Source organism: Nitratireductor aestuarii (assembly GCF_014641695.1).
GTDB lineage: Bacteria > Pseudomonadota > Alphaproteobacteria > Rhizobiales > Rhizobiaceae > Chelativorans > Chelativorans aestuarii.
The window spans coordinates 180,518-196,646 of the sequence record NZ_BMIF01000006.1 but is presented as its reverse complement, the minus strand read 5'-3'; the positions used below and the strand labels follow the sequence as shown (position 1 = coordinate 196,646).

Genomic DNA, 16,129 nt, shown 5'->3' with positions numbered 1-16,129 from the left:
CAAACTCTTCCGGGAACCTGTTCTTCTACCTGTCGTTCTCCCCCGACATCCCGCCGGGGTCATTCATGTACTGGGGCCCGTCTTCACTGGGTTGGGCAGTGATGACGGGCCGCCAATCGGCAACCCTACTGCGAGATGCCGATGCTGTTGCCGCTGCCTACCTGGCTGAACGTGGCATAGTTGCCGTTCCCAGCCTGGACGATCGCAACCTCGTTCCCGGAACCCATGATCGACCCGTCGATCGTGTTGCCGTTACCCTGCTGCGCGAAAGCGAACTGGTTGAGATCGGAAGCAGGCGCCAACGATGACCCGACCTGCAGCGAGATGGAGTTGCCCGATCCCGACTGGACCAGATCGCCCGGCGCCAGGCCACCAGCTACCGCTGATGACGCCGCCAATGCGAAGGCTCCACCAGTGTTGTTGCTGTTGCCGTAGATGTCGACCTCAATCGAGTTCATGTCGCCGTACAATGACGAGTTGGTTTGGGACACATTGAGGACGTTGCTGTCTCCAGTGACCGCCGCAATGAGGCTGTTCTCGCCACCGCTGCTGTTCTGGTCTGCCGAAACCGTATTGGAGTCTCCAACAAGGTAAACCTCGCCGGTGTTCAAATCACCGGTCTGGCCGAGTGTCAGGTTATTGGCATTACCATACGCCTGCACCCAGGCGTAGTTCCAGTCGCCGGACTGATCAATGTCGAGCCCGTTATTGTTGCCACCGACGTCGACAACCGCGTAGTTGACATCCCCGTCTTGACCGAGCGTCACGCCGTTGCCATTGCCGTAAACGTTGACGAAGCCTTCGTTGCTACCGTTCTGGTCGACGGCCACCTGGTTTTGGCTGCCTTCGATCACGACCTCTCCGAGATTGGAGTCCCATCCGGCGACCTGATTAAGGGAGACGGCATTGGTGTTCCCATCAACAAAGATCTGGCCATCATTGGCGGCAGTTGAACTGGCTTCCTGGTTAAGGACCACGGAGTTGCTGTTGCTGGCAGTCCAATCGCCGATCGCAACTTCGCCGAAATTGCCAACACCCGACTGGCTCAGCGCAAGGTCATTGGCGTTGCCATTTGCCCGCGCATACGCCTCATTGAAGTCGCCGGTCTGTTCGATACCGAACCGGTTACTGTCTCCGAGGATGTCCAGCGTTGCAAAGTGACCGTCACCTATCTGTGACGTCGCAACCTGGTTGGCGCTTCCCTCTACGATTCCAGCCATCCAGTTGCCGGCACCGTCCTGCACGAAGCCGAACAGATTGCTATTGCCGGTAACGTCAAAGCTGATGTCGTTCCCTTCCCCGGTCTGGCGAACGCGCGACTGAGCCACACTGACGTCGCTGGCCGGTCCGGTGAAGGCTGCATTTGTCGAGCCGTTGCCCATGCCTGTAAAAGTTAGCGTTGCAGTGTTATCTGCTCCGCCCGTGTTGACCTGGCGCAGCTCGCGAAGCTGATTGGAGTTGCCGCCGCCCTGGCTGATCTCAGCAATGTTGGCGCCGCCGGCGGACTGATCGTTCGTCTGCGTCGCTGTGTAGACAAGCTGCGAATTGCCGGTCTGCGAAATATTAAGCTGGTTGCCAAACCCGGTCTGGTGCGCGCCGCTGCCGTCGCTGCGAGGGCCGCTGCTGGTGTTACCAACGCGCGAGGACTGTCCGGTCTGGGTAATGGTAACGTCGTTCGATGCATCCGCCGCGCCGCCGGTGAACGTCTGGCGCAGGTTGGACACGCGCGCCGACCAGCCGCCGTCCTGAACGATCGTTGCGTTGTTTGAAGAACTGGTCGCAGACGTGCCGCCATATTGCTGCACTTCGAAGACAGCCTGGTTCGAACCCGTCTGGTCAATGCGCAGATAGTTGGCGTTTCCGGTCTGGTCGATGCCAAGGCCTGCCTGGTCACCCGGCGCTCCTACCCTGTTGCTCTGGTTGCGCGGGGGACTGTTGACGCTCGAGTTATGCGTCTGGTTGATGATCAGCTGGTTGTCCGCGCCATCCTGGCGAATCCGGGTCGTCTCATAACCGGCTCTGTTGCCGACGGTCGAACCGTTGGTCTGGCCCTGGACGATGGAAGCGGAGTTACCGCTACCGAACTGATCGATATAGACTTCGTTGTTGCTGCCCGCGAAGGCTGCGCCCATCAGCAGCCCGACCGCCGTGGTGGTCGCAAGTGTTAGCTTGACTCCCATTTTCCTCTCCTCCCTGAAGCTGATTACTGTGCGAATAATTAGACCGGGCGGTTTAACCGCCCGGTCGTTTGGTCTTACTGCGAGACAGAGAGGTTATTGCCACCGGCGCCGTTCTGAGTGAACGACGTCACGTTGTTCGATCCGTTCTGCAACACGGCAGCCTGATTGGCGCTCGACGCACCGGCATTGCCGACCTCACCGATGATGGCGTTGCCGCCACCGATCTGGGCGAAGGCGAACTGGTTCTGGTTGCCCACAACGTCATAGCTCAGGCTGTTACCGGTCAGCGCCGAGGAGGAATCCTGCAGCACCGCGCCAGCTACGAGCAGACCGCCGGACGAGCTTGCCAGGGCTCCTGCCGCACCTGTAAGGCTACCAGAGCCATTACCGTTACCGGTCAAGTTCAGAGCAACCTGGTTGAGGTTGCCCAACTGGTCGATCAACGCACTGTTACCATCGCCGGTCACACCCACCTGTGCGCTGTTGTCATCGCCGATCTGGTTGAGCGCAAAGTTGTTGATATTTCCGGAGATCACCAACTCGCCGTCGTTTGCGTCGCCATCCTGATTAAGAGAAAGCAGGTTGCCGTCTCCATAGGCGCCGACCTGGCCGATATTGCCTGTTCCCGTCTGCCTCAGCGCAACTTCATTGCTGTCGCCGTAAGCGTCTGCCTGTGCCGAGTTCGCAAAACCGGATTGCTCGATATCGAGTTGGTTGTAGTCGCCGATAACGCTGACCAGCGCATCGTTAATGGAGCCATCCTGATTCAGCGTCAGGCCGTTGCCGTCGCCGGCCACATAGACATTGGCCGAATTCTCGCCAACCTGTTCAACTGCAACGCCGTTCTGGTCGCCCAGGACTTCGATGAGCGCCTCATTGTAGGTGCTCTGGCCGATCTGATCGAGAGAAACACTGTTGGAGTTGCCATCGACGTAGATGGTGGCTTCGTTACCATACGAAGCGCTGGAGTCCTGGCTCAGGGCCACCACGTTGTCGTCGCTGGAGGCGTTGTCTCCAATCGCGATCTCGGCGGAATTCTCGTCGCCGATCTGGCTCAGCGTGAGGTCGTTGGCGTTGCCGGTTGTCCGCGTAAACGCCTCATTATAGTCGCCGTTCTGACTGGCGTCGGCTACGTTGTCATCACCGGCGGCATCGAGCTGCAGGAAGTTGCCCTCGCCGATCTGCGACCCAGCGGCCGTGTTGCCGTCCCCGTTCTGGCTGACGAGCATCGTGTTCTCGCCACCCAACTGGGTGAGGTTTGCGGAGTTGTCATCGGCCCAAGCCGAAGCAGACACGAGCGCCAAGGCGGACGCGGCCAGAAGTGTTGAAGTAAAACGTGTCGACGAGAAGAGTGTGTTCTTGCTCATGATATTGTATCCCCAACTGGAGTTTCCAGACGTGACTATTCCAGGCATTTTACTGCCGTCAGGCAAATAGAGTGCAGGCAAAGTCAGCTTGTTAAGCTTTACGCCCGAGACGAGCCGTAGTTCGCGCGCGCCACCCGCGGCATCGACCAGATCATTTCCGCCTCTCGTTGACATGCGGAAATGATTCAGGTCTTTGTTTCTTCGCAGTTCCGAACGGAAACTCGTTCCGACTTCTCCAGGACTGCTCTACAGCAATTACGGGCCATTTTTGCTGATGGACGCCGGAGCAGGCGAACCTTGCTCTGGCGCCACAGCCTTCTACTATTCGGCAACCGCAGCCATGGCTGCTCGTGCCTTCTCGACCAGCTCAGTGCCGATCTTCTCGCTGTACTCTGCTACGACGGGCGCAACGCGCTCGGTCATGGCCGAAAGCGCTTCAGGCGTAGGCCGGGTAATCTGGAAACCCTTTTCCTCGAGTTCCTTTTCCAGATCCTCTGCAGCCTTGCGCGAAAGGTCCCGCTGGAATGCTGCGGATTCCTTCGCTGCTTCCATCACGGCTGCCTTGTCCTCATCGGAGAGGCTTGCAAACCACTTCTGGCTGGCGAGCAGAACGAACGGCGTATAGACATGCCCGGTCTTGGCCAGATGCTTCTGCACTTCATAGAACCTTGCGGTGTAGATGAGAGCATAGGGTGTTTCCTGGGCATCGACAGCGCCATTTTCGAGAGCACTGTAAAGTTCAGGCCATGGAAGCGGCGTCGGATTGGTACCCAGAGCCGACCAGGTCGCCAGGAACAGCGGGTTCGGAATAACGCGGATATTGAGACCTGCCATATCCTCCACCGTGTTTACGGGGCGGATACCATTGGTCATGTGGCGGAAACCGTTGTCCCACCAAGCCAGGCCCACGATGCCCGTGGCTTTTTCCAGCTGTGCGAAAAGCTGCTCGCCGACCTCGCCATCCATGACGGCATCGACCGCGTCGAAGTCCTTGTAGAAGAACGGCAGGTCATAGATCATGAATTCCGGTACAACACCAACCAGGTTCGGCGTAGGGCCAACCATGATGTCGATGAAGCCGGCCTGAACCGAGGCCTGCATTTCAGGTTCGCTGCCGAGAACGCCGTTACCGAACGTGTCGATATTGATTCGGCCATTGGTTTTTTCTGCAACCGCCTTTGCAAAGAAGCGCGAAGCCTCACCAACCGGATGGTCTTCAGTGGGTACGTAGCCCAGGCGCGCGTTCTGAGCCATGGCAGGAGCGGCGGCAAGCAGCCCTCCAACAATGGCAGCAGTCAGAAGAAATGGTTTCATGGTTATCCTCCCAAAGAATGGTTCGCTGGAACCAGGATGCAGGAACTGTCTCCAAAAGGTAAACAGGACCAGCGGTACTGAAATTGCGTCCTTGATCAGCAGATCGAAGGGTATGCTGCTTACTGTTTAGAGTGCCTGTCCCGATTGCGATAAACGCAACCTGAACTACACCAGATCGATACCCGCCGCCTCGCCGTAGGTGGTTCGACCAGAGGCCCGCCCTCGTCATGAGGGCGGGTTATAGCTAGACTAGTCCAGATATCCCTTGCCGGAAACCGGCGGCTTCGCGGGCTGGTTGGTGTTTGGCCAGTTATGCGAACCGTAAGGATAGCCGTTGATCGCAATACGGGTGTCGAATCCCGGGCAGTAGTTAGCTGCCGAGTGCCAACGGCCGGCCGGGACGTAGACGATATCGCCAGCTTCCGAGACGAATGGGGCAAGGCCTTCGATGTTGTACTGGATCTGACCTTCCATGATGAACCAGAATTCAGCATAGTCGGCGTGGTAGTGTCCAAGAGCCGTGGGGGACTGCATGTTGCAATTGAACGCCTGGCCGCGGATGCGGTTGACGAACATGCGATCGTCGCTCACGAACGCGCCAGCTGAAGGTGCTGCTAGGTAGTCGACGAAAATCGGCTGAGGCTGACGCGTCAGGCTATCCATGTCGCGGAGCTGGGTCAGGTACCAATCCGTGCCCGCCGGGGACTTGGGCAGGGTCGCCGAATCTGCCGGGTAGGCGATCGTGGCGTTTGCGTTGAAGATCTCAAAGAACAGCGACGGCACCGAGCCCACGTTCTTCAGCTGGAACGCACGACGGAACGGGACGCGAATCATATAACCTTTTGTCGCGACAAATGGGTCCTGACCCTGGATCGAGACTTCGACCTCACCTTCCCAGACGATGAAAGCAGTCTGGTGATCCAGCACGCGCATGGACGGCGTAGAATCGCCTACCGCCAGCTGCTGCCACGATGCCTTCAGATGCTTGTCGTCGACGACCGGTACTTTCCAGGTCTTCAGCTTGTTAGGCGTCGCAATCTTGGAGCGGATGTCTTCCAGCGTCGTGCGTGGCTTGTGCGGAGACTTGTACGGCGCCGGTGCTACCGGCTTCGGAGCCCAGACATTAACAGTAGAATTGACCTGTGCGCTAGCTGCGGTGATACCCGCCGCCCCAACCACAAGCGCACCGACAAGTGCCAATGTGCCTTTCATAAGTTTCATGAAGTCTCTCCTCCCTATAGAGAAAACGCGATACCGACCTGAATTGAAGAAAACCCTCCCAGGCCCCTCGCCTGACCATAATGTGGACGCAATGTCCACATATGATGATGCTCAGGTTATTGCTGTATGTCAACAGACTTTGCTGCTTTCAGTGGCATATGCCAGCTGGCTAGTGGAAAATTGCGACGATGTTTACCCGTAAAAGGCAAATACGTCCTTGCGACTGACCGGAAACGCCTAAGGTACAGGCGTAATCGCAGCGCCGTCCTGGAACCACGAAATTATGTTCCGCGCCACAAGGTCCGCCATCGCAGTGCGTGTACTGACTGACGCGGATCCGATGTGCGGCAGAACTGTCAGATTATCCAGCGCTAACATCTCTTCCGGCACATTGGGTTCGTCCACGATGACGTCGATGCCCGCTGCCGCAATGGTTCCTGTTCGCAGGGCGCTGATCAGCGCATCCTCATCCACGACGCTTCCGCGGCCCACGTTGATGAATACGCCTTCAGATCCGAGAGCGGACAGCACCTCGGCATTCACCGTCTTTTCGGTCGCGGGACCACCCGGCACGATGGAGATGAGCACATCGACAGCACTGGCGAGTTCCAGCAGCGTGGGGAAGTATGCGTAATCAACCCCCTCGGCCGGGCGCCGGCTGTGATAAGCAACGGGAAGCCCGAAAGCTTCGACGCGCCGTGCAATGCAACGACCGATTCGGCCCATCCCATAGATGCCAACGGTGCGGTTGCGCAGCGTGAGGCGGCTGTGCGGGAAACTCGAGGTCTTCCACTCGCCGTTGCGAACAAAAGCTGTCGCCTTGGGAATTTCACGCACGACGCTGATAAGCAGCCCCAGAGTGAGGTCGGCGACCTCCTCGTTCAGGACATCTGGCGTATTTGTGACTACGACATTCCTGGTGCGTGCATAAGCAGCGTCTACTCTCTCATATCCGACGCCGTAGTTGGCGACGATTTCGAGATTGGGGAGGGCATCGATGAAATTCTGGTCAATTGTTGTGTAACAGGCCACGCCACGAATCGCAGCCCGTTGCTGCGCAGTCAGATGGGCTTCAAGGTCACAGTCCGGAATTTCGATAAGATTGAATTGGCTTCTGAGCATGTCCCGAGCATGCTCGTGCATCCAACCTGGTATCAGCACGGTGGCGGGTTCCGACAAGGGTTTTCTCCCAGTTTAAGGTGTTGCTGCAGACGATTTCGTCGCGGCAGATCAGTGGTTGGCGTGAGGAGCCAGCGGACCAAGCAATTCCACTGAGGGATCGCGAGATAACCACCAATTCCAAGAGGTAGTTGACCTATTCCGCCACGAATCTCCCCCGTAGTATTGCAGGAAAAGCAATATCCTTCCGCAACATTCAACTTCGGCCAGTTTCGATGGCGAATTCGGTCTCCCACCAACTTTCAAGACCAATTAGAGTTGATCACAATATGGTCAGAGTGTCCACATTTCGTACGGACCTTCGGCATTTTTGTCAACGCGGATGGCGCATGAACAACATGGCAGCGCTTGACAAAGGTACGGGACTAAGGATTTACTTGGACAAAGCGTCCATATAATGGACAAATTGCCGGAGGAGCGTAGTGACGTGCATACTATAAACTATCTTACAAATATCAGTTTTGGCCTTGGCGCCAGTGAGACGACCGCAGACGTTTTGCGAGAACTCGGGGTGTCACGCCCATTGGTCATTAGTGATCACGGCATCAAAGCTGCGGGTCTACTCGAGCGCCCGTGCTTCGCATTCCTGAAATCAGCGCCGGTATTCTTGGATGTACCTACCAATCCGACGGAAAGCGCGGTGGCTGCTGGTCTTGAGCTGTACAGGCAAGGCGACTGCGACGGAGTCGTGGCGATCGGCGGGGGTTCACCGATCGACCTGGCCAAGGGCGTCGCGCTGCTGGCCACCCATAAAGGAGAGCTCGAGCAGTATGCGGCGATCCTTGGCGGCTTAGCACGCATCACCAGCGCAGTGGCACCGCTCGTGGCGATCCCGACGACCGCAGGTACCGGATCCGAGGTCGGACGGGCGGCGCTTATCACGCTGAATGACGGACGGAAGCTCGGTTTCATCAGCCAGTACATGATCCCACGCAGGGCGATCTGCGACCCCGAGCTGACGATGGGTCTTCCTCCGGCACTGACCGCGGCTACCGGACTTGACGCGCTTTCGCATTGCATCGAGACGTATCTGTCCCCGCGCTACAATCCGCCTGCCGAGGCGATTGCCACCGACGGCTTCCAGCGCATCTGGAACGCCCTGCCGATCGCCTACGCAGATGGCCAGAACGCAGCGGCGCGAACCGACTTGATGATGGGCGCCCTCGAAGGCGGCATGACGTTCCAGAAGGGTCTCGGAGCCGTCCATGCCCTCAGCCATGCACTGGGCGGTCTCAAGGAGGCAAAGCTTCATCATGGCACCCTCAACGCCATCCTGATGCCGACCGTCCTTCGTTGGAACCTGGAAGACGAAACCGTCGTCAAGAAGGTCCGCCACCTCGAGAAGCTCGCAGGTCTTGAAGGGGTAACGCTTGCCGACAGGCTGGACGAGTTGAACCGCCAGCTGGGCATCACAGCCAAATTGTCGGAGATGGGCGTTCCCCGGAACGTGATAGATTGGGTGTGCGAGCGGGCACTTGCAGACCACAGCCACGCGACAAATCCTCGCCCGCTGACCAAGGAAGACTACGCCGCGATCCTTGAGACCGTCTTCTAGGCTGCGAACAGTGAATGAGCGAGGAGGTCAACGCATGAGACCGATTGTGATCGTGACAGGCGCGAGCCACGGCATTGGCGCCGAAACGGCTCGGCTGTTTGCGAGCGAGGGCTACGATGTCTGCATAAACTACCTCTCGGACACCGCTGCTGCGTCTGAAGTTGTCGAAGCATGCAAGGCAGCAGGCGCCCGCGCCATTGCGGTGCAGGGAGACGTGGGCAAGAGGGAGGATATCCAGGCTCTGTTCGACGCCTGCGACGATCAACTCGGTCGGGTGACCTGCCTCGTCAACAATGCAGGGATCATCGGAAAAGCAGGGAAGATAGAAGACTTGCAGCCTGAGGTGCTGGAAACTGCCTTCAGGATCAATGTCTTCGGTGTGATGTACTGTATTCAGGAGGCAGCGAAACGCATGTCCACCCGCAAGGGTGGACATGGCGGGACGATCATTAACATGTCGTCACTCGCTGCCTACCTGGGCAGCCCCAATGAGTATGTCCACTATGCCGCCACCAAGGGAGCCGTGGAATCCATCACCTACGGCGCTGGCAAGGAGCTGGCGCCGGAGGGCATCCGCGTGAATGCCATACGTGTCGGGACAACCAATACGCGCATCCACACCCAGGGCGGAAATCCGGAGCGCCCGGCCAAGATCGCGGCCGTGACCCCCATGGGCCGCATCGCGGAGCCAATCGACATCGCGCGCGCTGTGCTGATGCTGGCCTCTCCCGCCTCCGGGTTCATGACAGGCACGCTTATCACGGTAGCCGGAGGACTCTGACGCTCCGCAAGGGGCCTTGGCGCTAGCCACTGAGAAATGATGGCGATGAGCTTCGAAACTCATCGCCATCTCTTTTTGCGCATGCAGACGGAAAACCAAACTACCTGACGCAGTTTCACTCGAACTCGGTTGTTGAGCGGTGCCAATCAAGCACACGGTAGGGTTTCTCGTCAGTGGCGGATACGAGAATCAAACCCTCAAAGTTTTCGCTGTAGCCTGACTGTAGCGTCGTAGTGAGCTCGAACCGCCAGGTTTGAGCCTGTCCGGACGTATTGAAACTGACCCCTGCAAGCACGCCTTCGAGCTGCTCGCGGGAGATGCGGCCCGCGTCATACTGCGCGATCGCGCTGCGCGCCGAAGACGGCAGGTTTGGAATGGCGCTTAGCAATCGCTCATCCAGCGCTTCGAGGCGAACGCCAATCAAGCCGGATGAAACGGTAAGATAACGCTCGAGGGCAATGGCAACGTTCGGCGTAATGCCCGGGAAGGCGGCGAGTTCAGAGACCGTCTGAAACACCCGCTTGTTGCTTCCAGGTTGCGGCTGTCCATCTGACGGTTGCGAACGGCGGTTGATGATCCTCGTCGCCAGTTCCTCAACGGCGACGGAGGCGGCGCCCGCCGCCCGCAACGCGCCAACAATCAGCGGGCGTTCTGCGGTGTTGAGATCAATCCGCAAGGCTTCATTGGTTGCAGAGACGGAAGCGACCCCGGCCGGCAGCGTGATCTCGGAGGATATCCGATCACTCACCTTTTCTACCCCGTCGGGCGGGCCAGCGCGGATCTCGGCCGCGACCATGGCGAGCCCGGCTTCCGCCAGAATGCGCGCGGACGCCTTGTCTTCCGTGAGCCGCACACCTGCCACGACCCCGGTCGTCTGCACGCGAAGGATGACGGCAAGAAAGCCGAGGAAAATCATGATCCACAGGACGCTGACGAGGATCGCACCCCGTCGGCTGGCTGACGATTTCACGCCCATTGCCGCAAGATCACCATGCTGAGGGCAGCCACGCCCAGACGATTACCAGTGCTGGCGCAAGGAAGGTGCCGAACGGAACCTTCGCCACGGCACGCAGGGGTCTTCGCCGACGTATCGCCCGCAACGCAATGAAAATCAGTGCCGACGCTGCCGCGAGCATGATCTGCACCCCGGTCCCGGGAATCCCTACCAGAAATGCAGACGCTCCTAGCAGCTTGATATCGCCCATCCCAAGCCCGGTCTGCCCACGCAGACGCTCGTAAAACAGATCGAACAGCCACAGCGCCCCTCCCAGTAACAGTGCCCCGCATGCATGGATGACGAGGCCCTCGGGCTCGCCCGACGCGTACAGCCACTCGGCAAATCCTACGAATAGAATACCCAGCGTATAGCGGTCGGGTATGAGCATCGTCGCGAGATCATGAACGGCTATTGCCGCTGCCAGCAGGCACAGCACGCCCCAGGCAACCAACGTATATGTGGTTGCCCCGCCGGTTGCCGGGGCTGTCACTGCGGCGGTGACGAACGCCACAACCGCGATCGCACGCGGCCGCGCCGTGAATGTCTTCATTCGATCAACGTTTTGGCCGGCCGTCGCAGCGGTACGTTCCTCGACGGCTCGTTCATCAACCGCAATTGAGACCGCATCTGCTCCGCCACGTTCTGCGCATCCATGCTGTCGCGTATCACCTGCGGCTTTATCAGGATGATGAGTTCGGTGCGCGATGAGGCGTTCTGGTTAGACCTGAATGCGTCGCCAATCAGTGGAAGGTCTCCCAGAACCGGCACTCCATCGCGGCCGCGCTGCTGGCGCTCGCTGATCAGGCCGCCGAGCATCACCGTCTGGCCACTGGTCACCGACACGGTCGAACTGACCTTGCGTTGCGAAATGGTCGGCGTCAGGGATTGCGCCTGGCTTCGCTGGACAGAGCTGATCTCCTGCTCCACGACCAGGTTGATGGTGCCGTTTCCGGTGATGCGCGGGTGGACCTTCAAGATCACGCCCGTGTTGCGGAATTCGACGTTGTTGACGATCGGCGCCTCTGGATCGAGCACCGACTGCGCCGTGCGCGTCACGATCGGGATCTCGTCACCCACCTGCAGGACGGCAGGCTTGTTGTCCTGAACCACAACCGATGGTGACGACAGCACCTTGACCTCGGTCACGCCGCGAAGAGCGTCGAGGACAACACGCGGTTCGGTTTCAGGACCGAGCAGCAGGTTGAACCCGGGAAGCGTCCGCGAAATCACGGCCTGACCTGCTTCCTTGAACAGGCCCACCGAGCCTTCGTCCCGGCCCATGCCGAGATTTCTGGAATTCAGGAAGAATTGCACGCCGTAGCGCAACTCGTTGGTCAGGGTAACCTCGGCGATCGTCGCCTCGATGGCCACCTGTTCCTGCGGTCGGTCGAGTGCAGTGATCGCCTGCTCGATCGATCGTTGCTGGTCAGGCCTTGCGAAGATGAGGATGGTGTTGTTTTCCGGGTTTGCGGTAATACGCACACCGCTCGCCCCACCTGAGGCTGGCTGGCTGATGCCACCACCTGCGACCTGCTGGGTATCCTCCATACCTTCTTCGGCCGGCTGACTTGCAGCATTCGGATCCGAGTTGGAAGCATCCGACAACGAACCTGGCGGGAACTGTGAAGCCGGTTCGTCCGCTGCCGACGATGACGACGCAGACACGCCGTTGAAGATCTCGTTGACCATCGCAGCAAGACGCCGCGCCTGCAGATGCTGCGCCTTGTACACCCGCAAATTGGAGGAAGACGCGTCGAGACGATCGAGCCGCTGGATCCAGCTTGCCGCACGCTGCAGCTGTTCACGGGTTTTCGCCACCACCAGAAGCGCATTGCTGCGCTCGATCACCTGGACCCTGATCATGTTGCGCCCGCGACCGCCCTCGCCGATGTCGAGCACGCGGTTGAGCTCAGGCATCATCGCTGCGGCGCTGGAGTTGTTGACCGGGAATATTCCGACCGACTGCTCTGCCAGCCAATCCTGGTCGAACGAGCGCGCGGCTTCGATCGCCGAGATCCGCTCTGCCTCCGTTCCCTGGAAGATCAGTGCATTGCGGCTGGGATCTTCGCGCACCATGCCGGGACGGGCGAGGAAGTTTTCAAGCAACGGCAGGATCGTGCTGGTGGAAACATTCTTCAGGGGAAACACTGTGGCGGCGTAACCTGGCTGAATCCTGGTGCCCTGGTCGAGCTGGGCGACACCGACAGCCTCAGTCGCGGGCATCAGCCTTAGACTGCCGCTATCGCGAACCATGGCCACGCCATTGCTGCGCAAAGCGGACTCGAACATCGTGAGAATGTCGCGGGCCGGCGTCGGCTTCGACGTCGTGATCGTAACCCTGCCCCCCACTCGCGGATCGATCGAGTAATTGATGCCAAGGACCTCGCCCAGAACATTGCGGGCGGCAACCTTGATCTCGGCATCCTCGAGGTTGACTTCGAACTGTTCGCCGCTCAGCCGGTCAAGTGACCGGACCTCGCTGGGAGTAAGCCGCTGTTCGTAGCCGCTATATATTTGACCCTGCCGGTCATTCTGCTTCCGGCCGAATCCCAGGGCCGACAGGAAGCCGCCGCCGGAAGGCTTGCGTGCACTCAGATCTGCATTTACGACCTTGTCCATGGGATTGGGTTGCTCGGCAACATCTGAAAGATAGCCGGTAGTGGAGGTGCACGCGGTCATGACCGCCAAAGTGCAGGCCAAGCCCATGCGAACCCACACGGCATAGGCACTACGGACGCCGCCTTGCCGGAATACACTCACTTACTCACTCCACCCAACCCACGTCTCCTCACTCGCTTGGAAACGTACAGTCCTGCTAAACACATGACAACCATAAAGCACTGCCTTCCGCTTGAGCGTCGGAAACATTGTCGGTTTGGTTAAAGCAGAGGCCAACCCGGCCACTCAAACCGACGCAGGGTTCAACTTCCACCTGCACCCCCTGCCCATTGAGGAGGGGGATCGCAGGGGCCTGCCGGAACCCTTCTTCGGCAGGCCGTAGTCCATCGTCAGAGGTCAACTTGAACTCTGACGCTTAGTAGAACCATGACGCTGGTACGGTTACCAATGCCGGGAATAGGACCAGCAGCAGGATCAGGATCATCTGGGCCATAAGGAAAGGCCAGACGCCCTTTAGAGCCGATGTCATCGAAACCTGACTGATCCCGCACACTGTATTCAAAACGGTTCCTACAGGGGGCGTGATCATACCGACGGCAGCGGTCATGATAAACATGACACCGAAATAGACCGGGTCGATGCCCGCCGCCTTTACGAGCGGCAACAGGATCGGCACCATGATGGTGATCGAAGGTGCAAAATCGAGCACCATGCCAATGATGAAGATCGCCAGAACGATCATGCCCATCAGGAGGATCGGCATATCTATGAATGGTGAAAGAAGACTGATGAGCTGACCAGGCAGATTGGTGATCGTCATCATGAAGCCGGTCACCATGGAGGCTGCAACCAGCAGCATGATCACCGCTGTCATGCGACCCGCGTCAAGCAATGCATGGTATAGCTTCTGCGGCGTCAGCTCGCGGTACACCACCAATCCAACGAACAGAGCATAGGCAGCGGCAACGACGCCAGCTTCGGTGGGGGTGAACAGGCCAAAACGCAGGCCGACCAGGATAATGACCGGCAGCATCAGCGCCCAGCCGGCGGTCATGAGAGCCTTCGGAAGATCTCTGCGCGGAAGCTTTGGTTGAACCGCCGCCGTTTCCTTTTTCGAGACGAACCACCAGGCGACCACCAGGCTCAAGCCCATCAATATTCCTGGCACGATGCCAGCCATGAACAGTCCGATGATGGAAATATTGGCTGTGACACCCAGGATGATGAAGCCGACGGAGGGCGGGATCACCGGGGCAATAATGCCCGTCGCCGCGATCAGACCCGTGGACCGGTCAATATCGTATCCTGCATTGCGTAGAAGCGGGATCAACATGACGGCCAGCGTTGCCGTATCAGCGATGGCGGATCCAGAGAGGCTGGCCATAATCAAGCCCGTGCCGATGACCACGTAACCCAGGCCACCACGCAAGTGACCGACCAGCGCCAGGGCCATTGTCACGATGCGGCGGGAGAGCCCACCCGCATTCATGAGCTCACCGGCGATAAGAAAGAATGGGATCGCCATCAGTGGATAGCTGTCCGCGCCATTGACCAGCCGCTGGGCCAGTATCTGCGCATCTACATTGCCCATCAGCATCATCAGCGCGACCGCCGACAGCATCAGCGCGAAGCTTATGGGTACCCCGATGCTGATCGTACCAAGGAGGGAGCCGAGAAATACCAAACCGCTCACTGAATTTTCTCCTGAGTTAGCGCGGGGTCTACGGCCATAGAGGCCTCCTGGGCATGTGCTCCCCCCCATGTGCTGGGCAGGGTGCCGCGCAACGCGCCCCACAGTTCGATAAGGATGACTAGAGCCATCATGACGGCTGCGAAGAGCCCCGCAGCGTAAGTGAGGCCAACAGGAAGTCCCGTGAGTGGGGTAACATTGCCCCATTCAATGCGGGTAAGTGCCCAGCTGCCCTGTGCAAGGAGCCAACAGCACCAAAGCATCAGGCCTTGTGCAACAAGAAAGCAGACGAAGCGCGCCTTTTGGGGCAACCGCGCGATCAAAATGTCGACGCTGAGATGTGCGCCTTTGGCCAGACCCGCCACTGCCCCCAGGAAAATGACCCAGACGAGGATCACACGGGAAAGTTCAACGGCTGCCGAAATGCCTGAGCTGAAGCCATACCGCAGTACGACATTTGAAAAGACTAGAATGCTGATGACGGCCATGCCGACGACGATTAGGGTGTCAAAAACCTTGAAAAGCCACTTTAGCGGAGTGGGCATGACTGCTCCTATCAATGCTATGGTGTATGCAACGATCCCTGTCGCAGTTTAAGAAGCATCCGGGACCGTTAGCGGGCGCTTCCAGCATGCCGGTCGGGCATAAGCACCCGATCGCCCATTGAAAAACTGCTGTGCTCATCCGGTCGAACAGCACTGGAGGGGTAAGATGACGGCCCCTCGAACAAGTTCGACAAGAAATTTAAGCGATGATTTTGGTGTTAAACACCTTCAACCACGGCCAGGTGTGCCTTGGCATGCGGCTCGCGGGCCTTGATAGCCGTCTGATATTCCGGAGAATTATAGCAGGCGAGAGCCGTCTCGTAGTCCTTGAACTCGATTACTGCCAGGCGGTTCGCGGCCGGGCCTTCCATAACCTGGCTCTTTCCTGCGCGAACAACAAAAGTCGCCCCGTACTTGTCGAAAGCTGCCTTGTTCAAGGCAATGTATTCTTTATAACCTTCCTGGTCTGCAATATCGACCATTGCAACCCAGTATCCCTTTTTGGTCATTTACTTCCTCCCGGTAGAACTTCCCGCAGCATCGCGCGGGTGATATGACGGCCATCACGGTCACGTTTGGTGGACGCGAGTGTGTCGTTGATCCTCCTCGACCGTACGACGAATTACCTTTTCAACAAGGTGACTACAATATGGACACACTGTCCATGAATCTGTATTATTC

General features: G+C 58.5%; 13 protein-coding genes. 2 read left to right on the top strand and 11 right to left on the bottom strand.

Annotated elements, in window-relative coordinates:
• Window positions 1-125: 125 nt before the first annotated feature.
• The 5 genes from IEX27_RS11540 to IEX27_RS11520 all read right to left on the bottom strand — a co-directional run bounded on the left by IEX27_RS11540 (window position 126) and on the right by IEX27_RS11520 (window position 7,204).
• Entirely contained in the window at window positions 126-2,180 is a 2,055-nt protein-coding gene (locus IEX27_RS11540; RefSeq protein ID WP_188721202.1) for a beta strand repeat-containing protein, read from the bottom strand.
• Between the two features lie 74 nt (window positions 2,181-2,254).
• Window positions 2,255-3,547 carry a hypothetical protein gene (locus IEX27_RS11535; RefSeq protein WP_188721201.1) on the bottom strand — a complete coding sequence of 431 codons (1,293 nt, stop codon included), beginning with the start codon at window positions 3,545-3,547 and terminating at the stop codon, window positions 2,255-2,257.
• Between the two features lie 321 nt (window positions 3,548-3,868).
• Window positions 3,869-4,861 (bottom strand): TRAP transporter substrate-binding protein, encoded by a 993-nt coding sequence (locus IEX27_RS11530; protein WP_188721200.1) that lies wholly within the window; start codon window positions 4,859-4,861, stop codon window positions 3,869-3,871.
• Window positions 4,862-5,110: 249 nt separating this feature from the next.
• The gene (locus tag IEX27_RS11525; protein ID WP_188721199.1) at window positions 5,111-6,082 is read right to left on the bottom strand and encodes a cupin domain-containing protein; all 972 of its coding nucleotides are present in this window, start codon (window positions 6,080-6,082) and stop codon (window positions 5,111-5,113) included.
• 237 nt (window positions 6,083-6,319) lie between these two features.
• Window positions 6,320-7,204, bottom strand: a complete 885-nt coding sequence (locus tag IEX27_RS11520) for a 2-hydroxyacid dehydrogenase (protein WP_244630335.1) — start codon at window positions 7,202-7,204, stop codon at window positions 6,320-6,322.
• A gap of 484 nt (window positions 7,205-7,688) precedes the next feature.
• On the opposite strand from IEX27_RS11520, the gene gbd reads away from it, so the two are divergent.
• Both gbd and IEX27_RS11510 read left to right on the top strand, forming a co-directional pair.
• Window positions 7,689-8,816 (top strand): 4-hydroxybutyrate dehydrogenase, encoded by a 1,128-nt coding sequence (gbd, locus tag IEX27_RS11515; RefSeq protein ID WP_244630334.1) that lies wholly within the window; start codon window positions 7,689-7,691, stop codon window positions 8,814-8,816.
• Window positions 8,817-8,850: 34 nt separating this feature from the next.
• Complete coding sequence (locus IEX27_RS11510) at window positions 8,851-9,597, top strand: SDR family oxidoreductase (protein WP_188721197.1); 747 nt, start codon at window positions 8,851-8,853, stop codon at window positions 9,595-9,597.
• A gap of 115 nt (window positions 9,598-9,712) precedes the next feature.
• Here IEX27_RS11510 and IEX27_RS11505 read toward each other — a convergent pair whose 3' ends face one another.
• From IEX27_RS11505 to IEX27_RS11480, 6 genes are all read right to left on the bottom strand, one after another.
• Window positions 9,713-10,567: a type II secretion system protein GspK gene (locus IEX27_RS11505; protein WP_188721196.1), complete on the bottom strand. Its 855-nt coding sequence runs from the start codon at window positions 10,565-10,567 to the stop codon at window positions 9,713-9,715.
• A 16-nt stretch (window positions 10,568-10,583) separates the two neighbouring features.
• Window positions 10,584-11,144, bottom strand: a complete 561-nt coding sequence (locus IEX27_RS11500) for a prepilin peptidase (protein ID WP_188721195.1) — start codon at window positions 11,142-11,144, stop codon at window positions 10,584-10,586.
• Window positions 11,141-13,354 carry a type II secretion system secretin GspD gene (gene gspD, locus IEX27_RS11495; protein ID WP_188721194.1) on the bottom strand — a complete coding sequence of 738 codons (2,214 nt, stop codon included), beginning with the start codon at window positions 13,352-13,354 and terminating at the stop codon, window positions 11,141-11,143. The genes IEX27_RS11500 and gspD overlap by 4 nt, the downstream gene beginning before the upstream one ends.
• A 274-nt stretch (window positions 13,355-13,628) precedes the next feature.
• Window positions 13,629-14,906: a TRAP transporter large permease gene (locus IEX27_RS11490; RefSeq protein ID WP_188721193.1), complete on the bottom strand. Its 1,278-nt coding sequence runs from the start codon at window positions 14,904-14,906 to the stop codon at window positions 13,629-13,631.
• Window positions 14,903-15,448 carry a TRAP transporter small permease gene (locus IEX27_RS11485; protein WP_188721192.1) on the bottom strand — a complete coding sequence of 182 codons (546 nt, stop codon included), beginning with the start codon at window positions 15,446-15,448 and terminating at the stop codon, window positions 14,903-14,905. The genes IEX27_RS11490 and IEX27_RS11485 overlap by 4 nt, the downstream gene beginning before the upstream one ends.
• A gap of 218 nt (window positions 15,449-15,666) precedes the next feature.
• Window positions 15,667-15,957 carry a DUF1330 domain-containing protein gene (locus tag IEX27_RS11480; RefSeq protein WP_188721191.1) on the bottom strand — a complete coding sequence of 97 codons (291 nt, stop codon included), beginning with the start codon at window positions 15,955-15,957 and terminating at the stop codon, window positions 15,667-15,669.
• Between the last annotated feature and the right edge of the window lie 172 nt (window positions 15,958-16,129).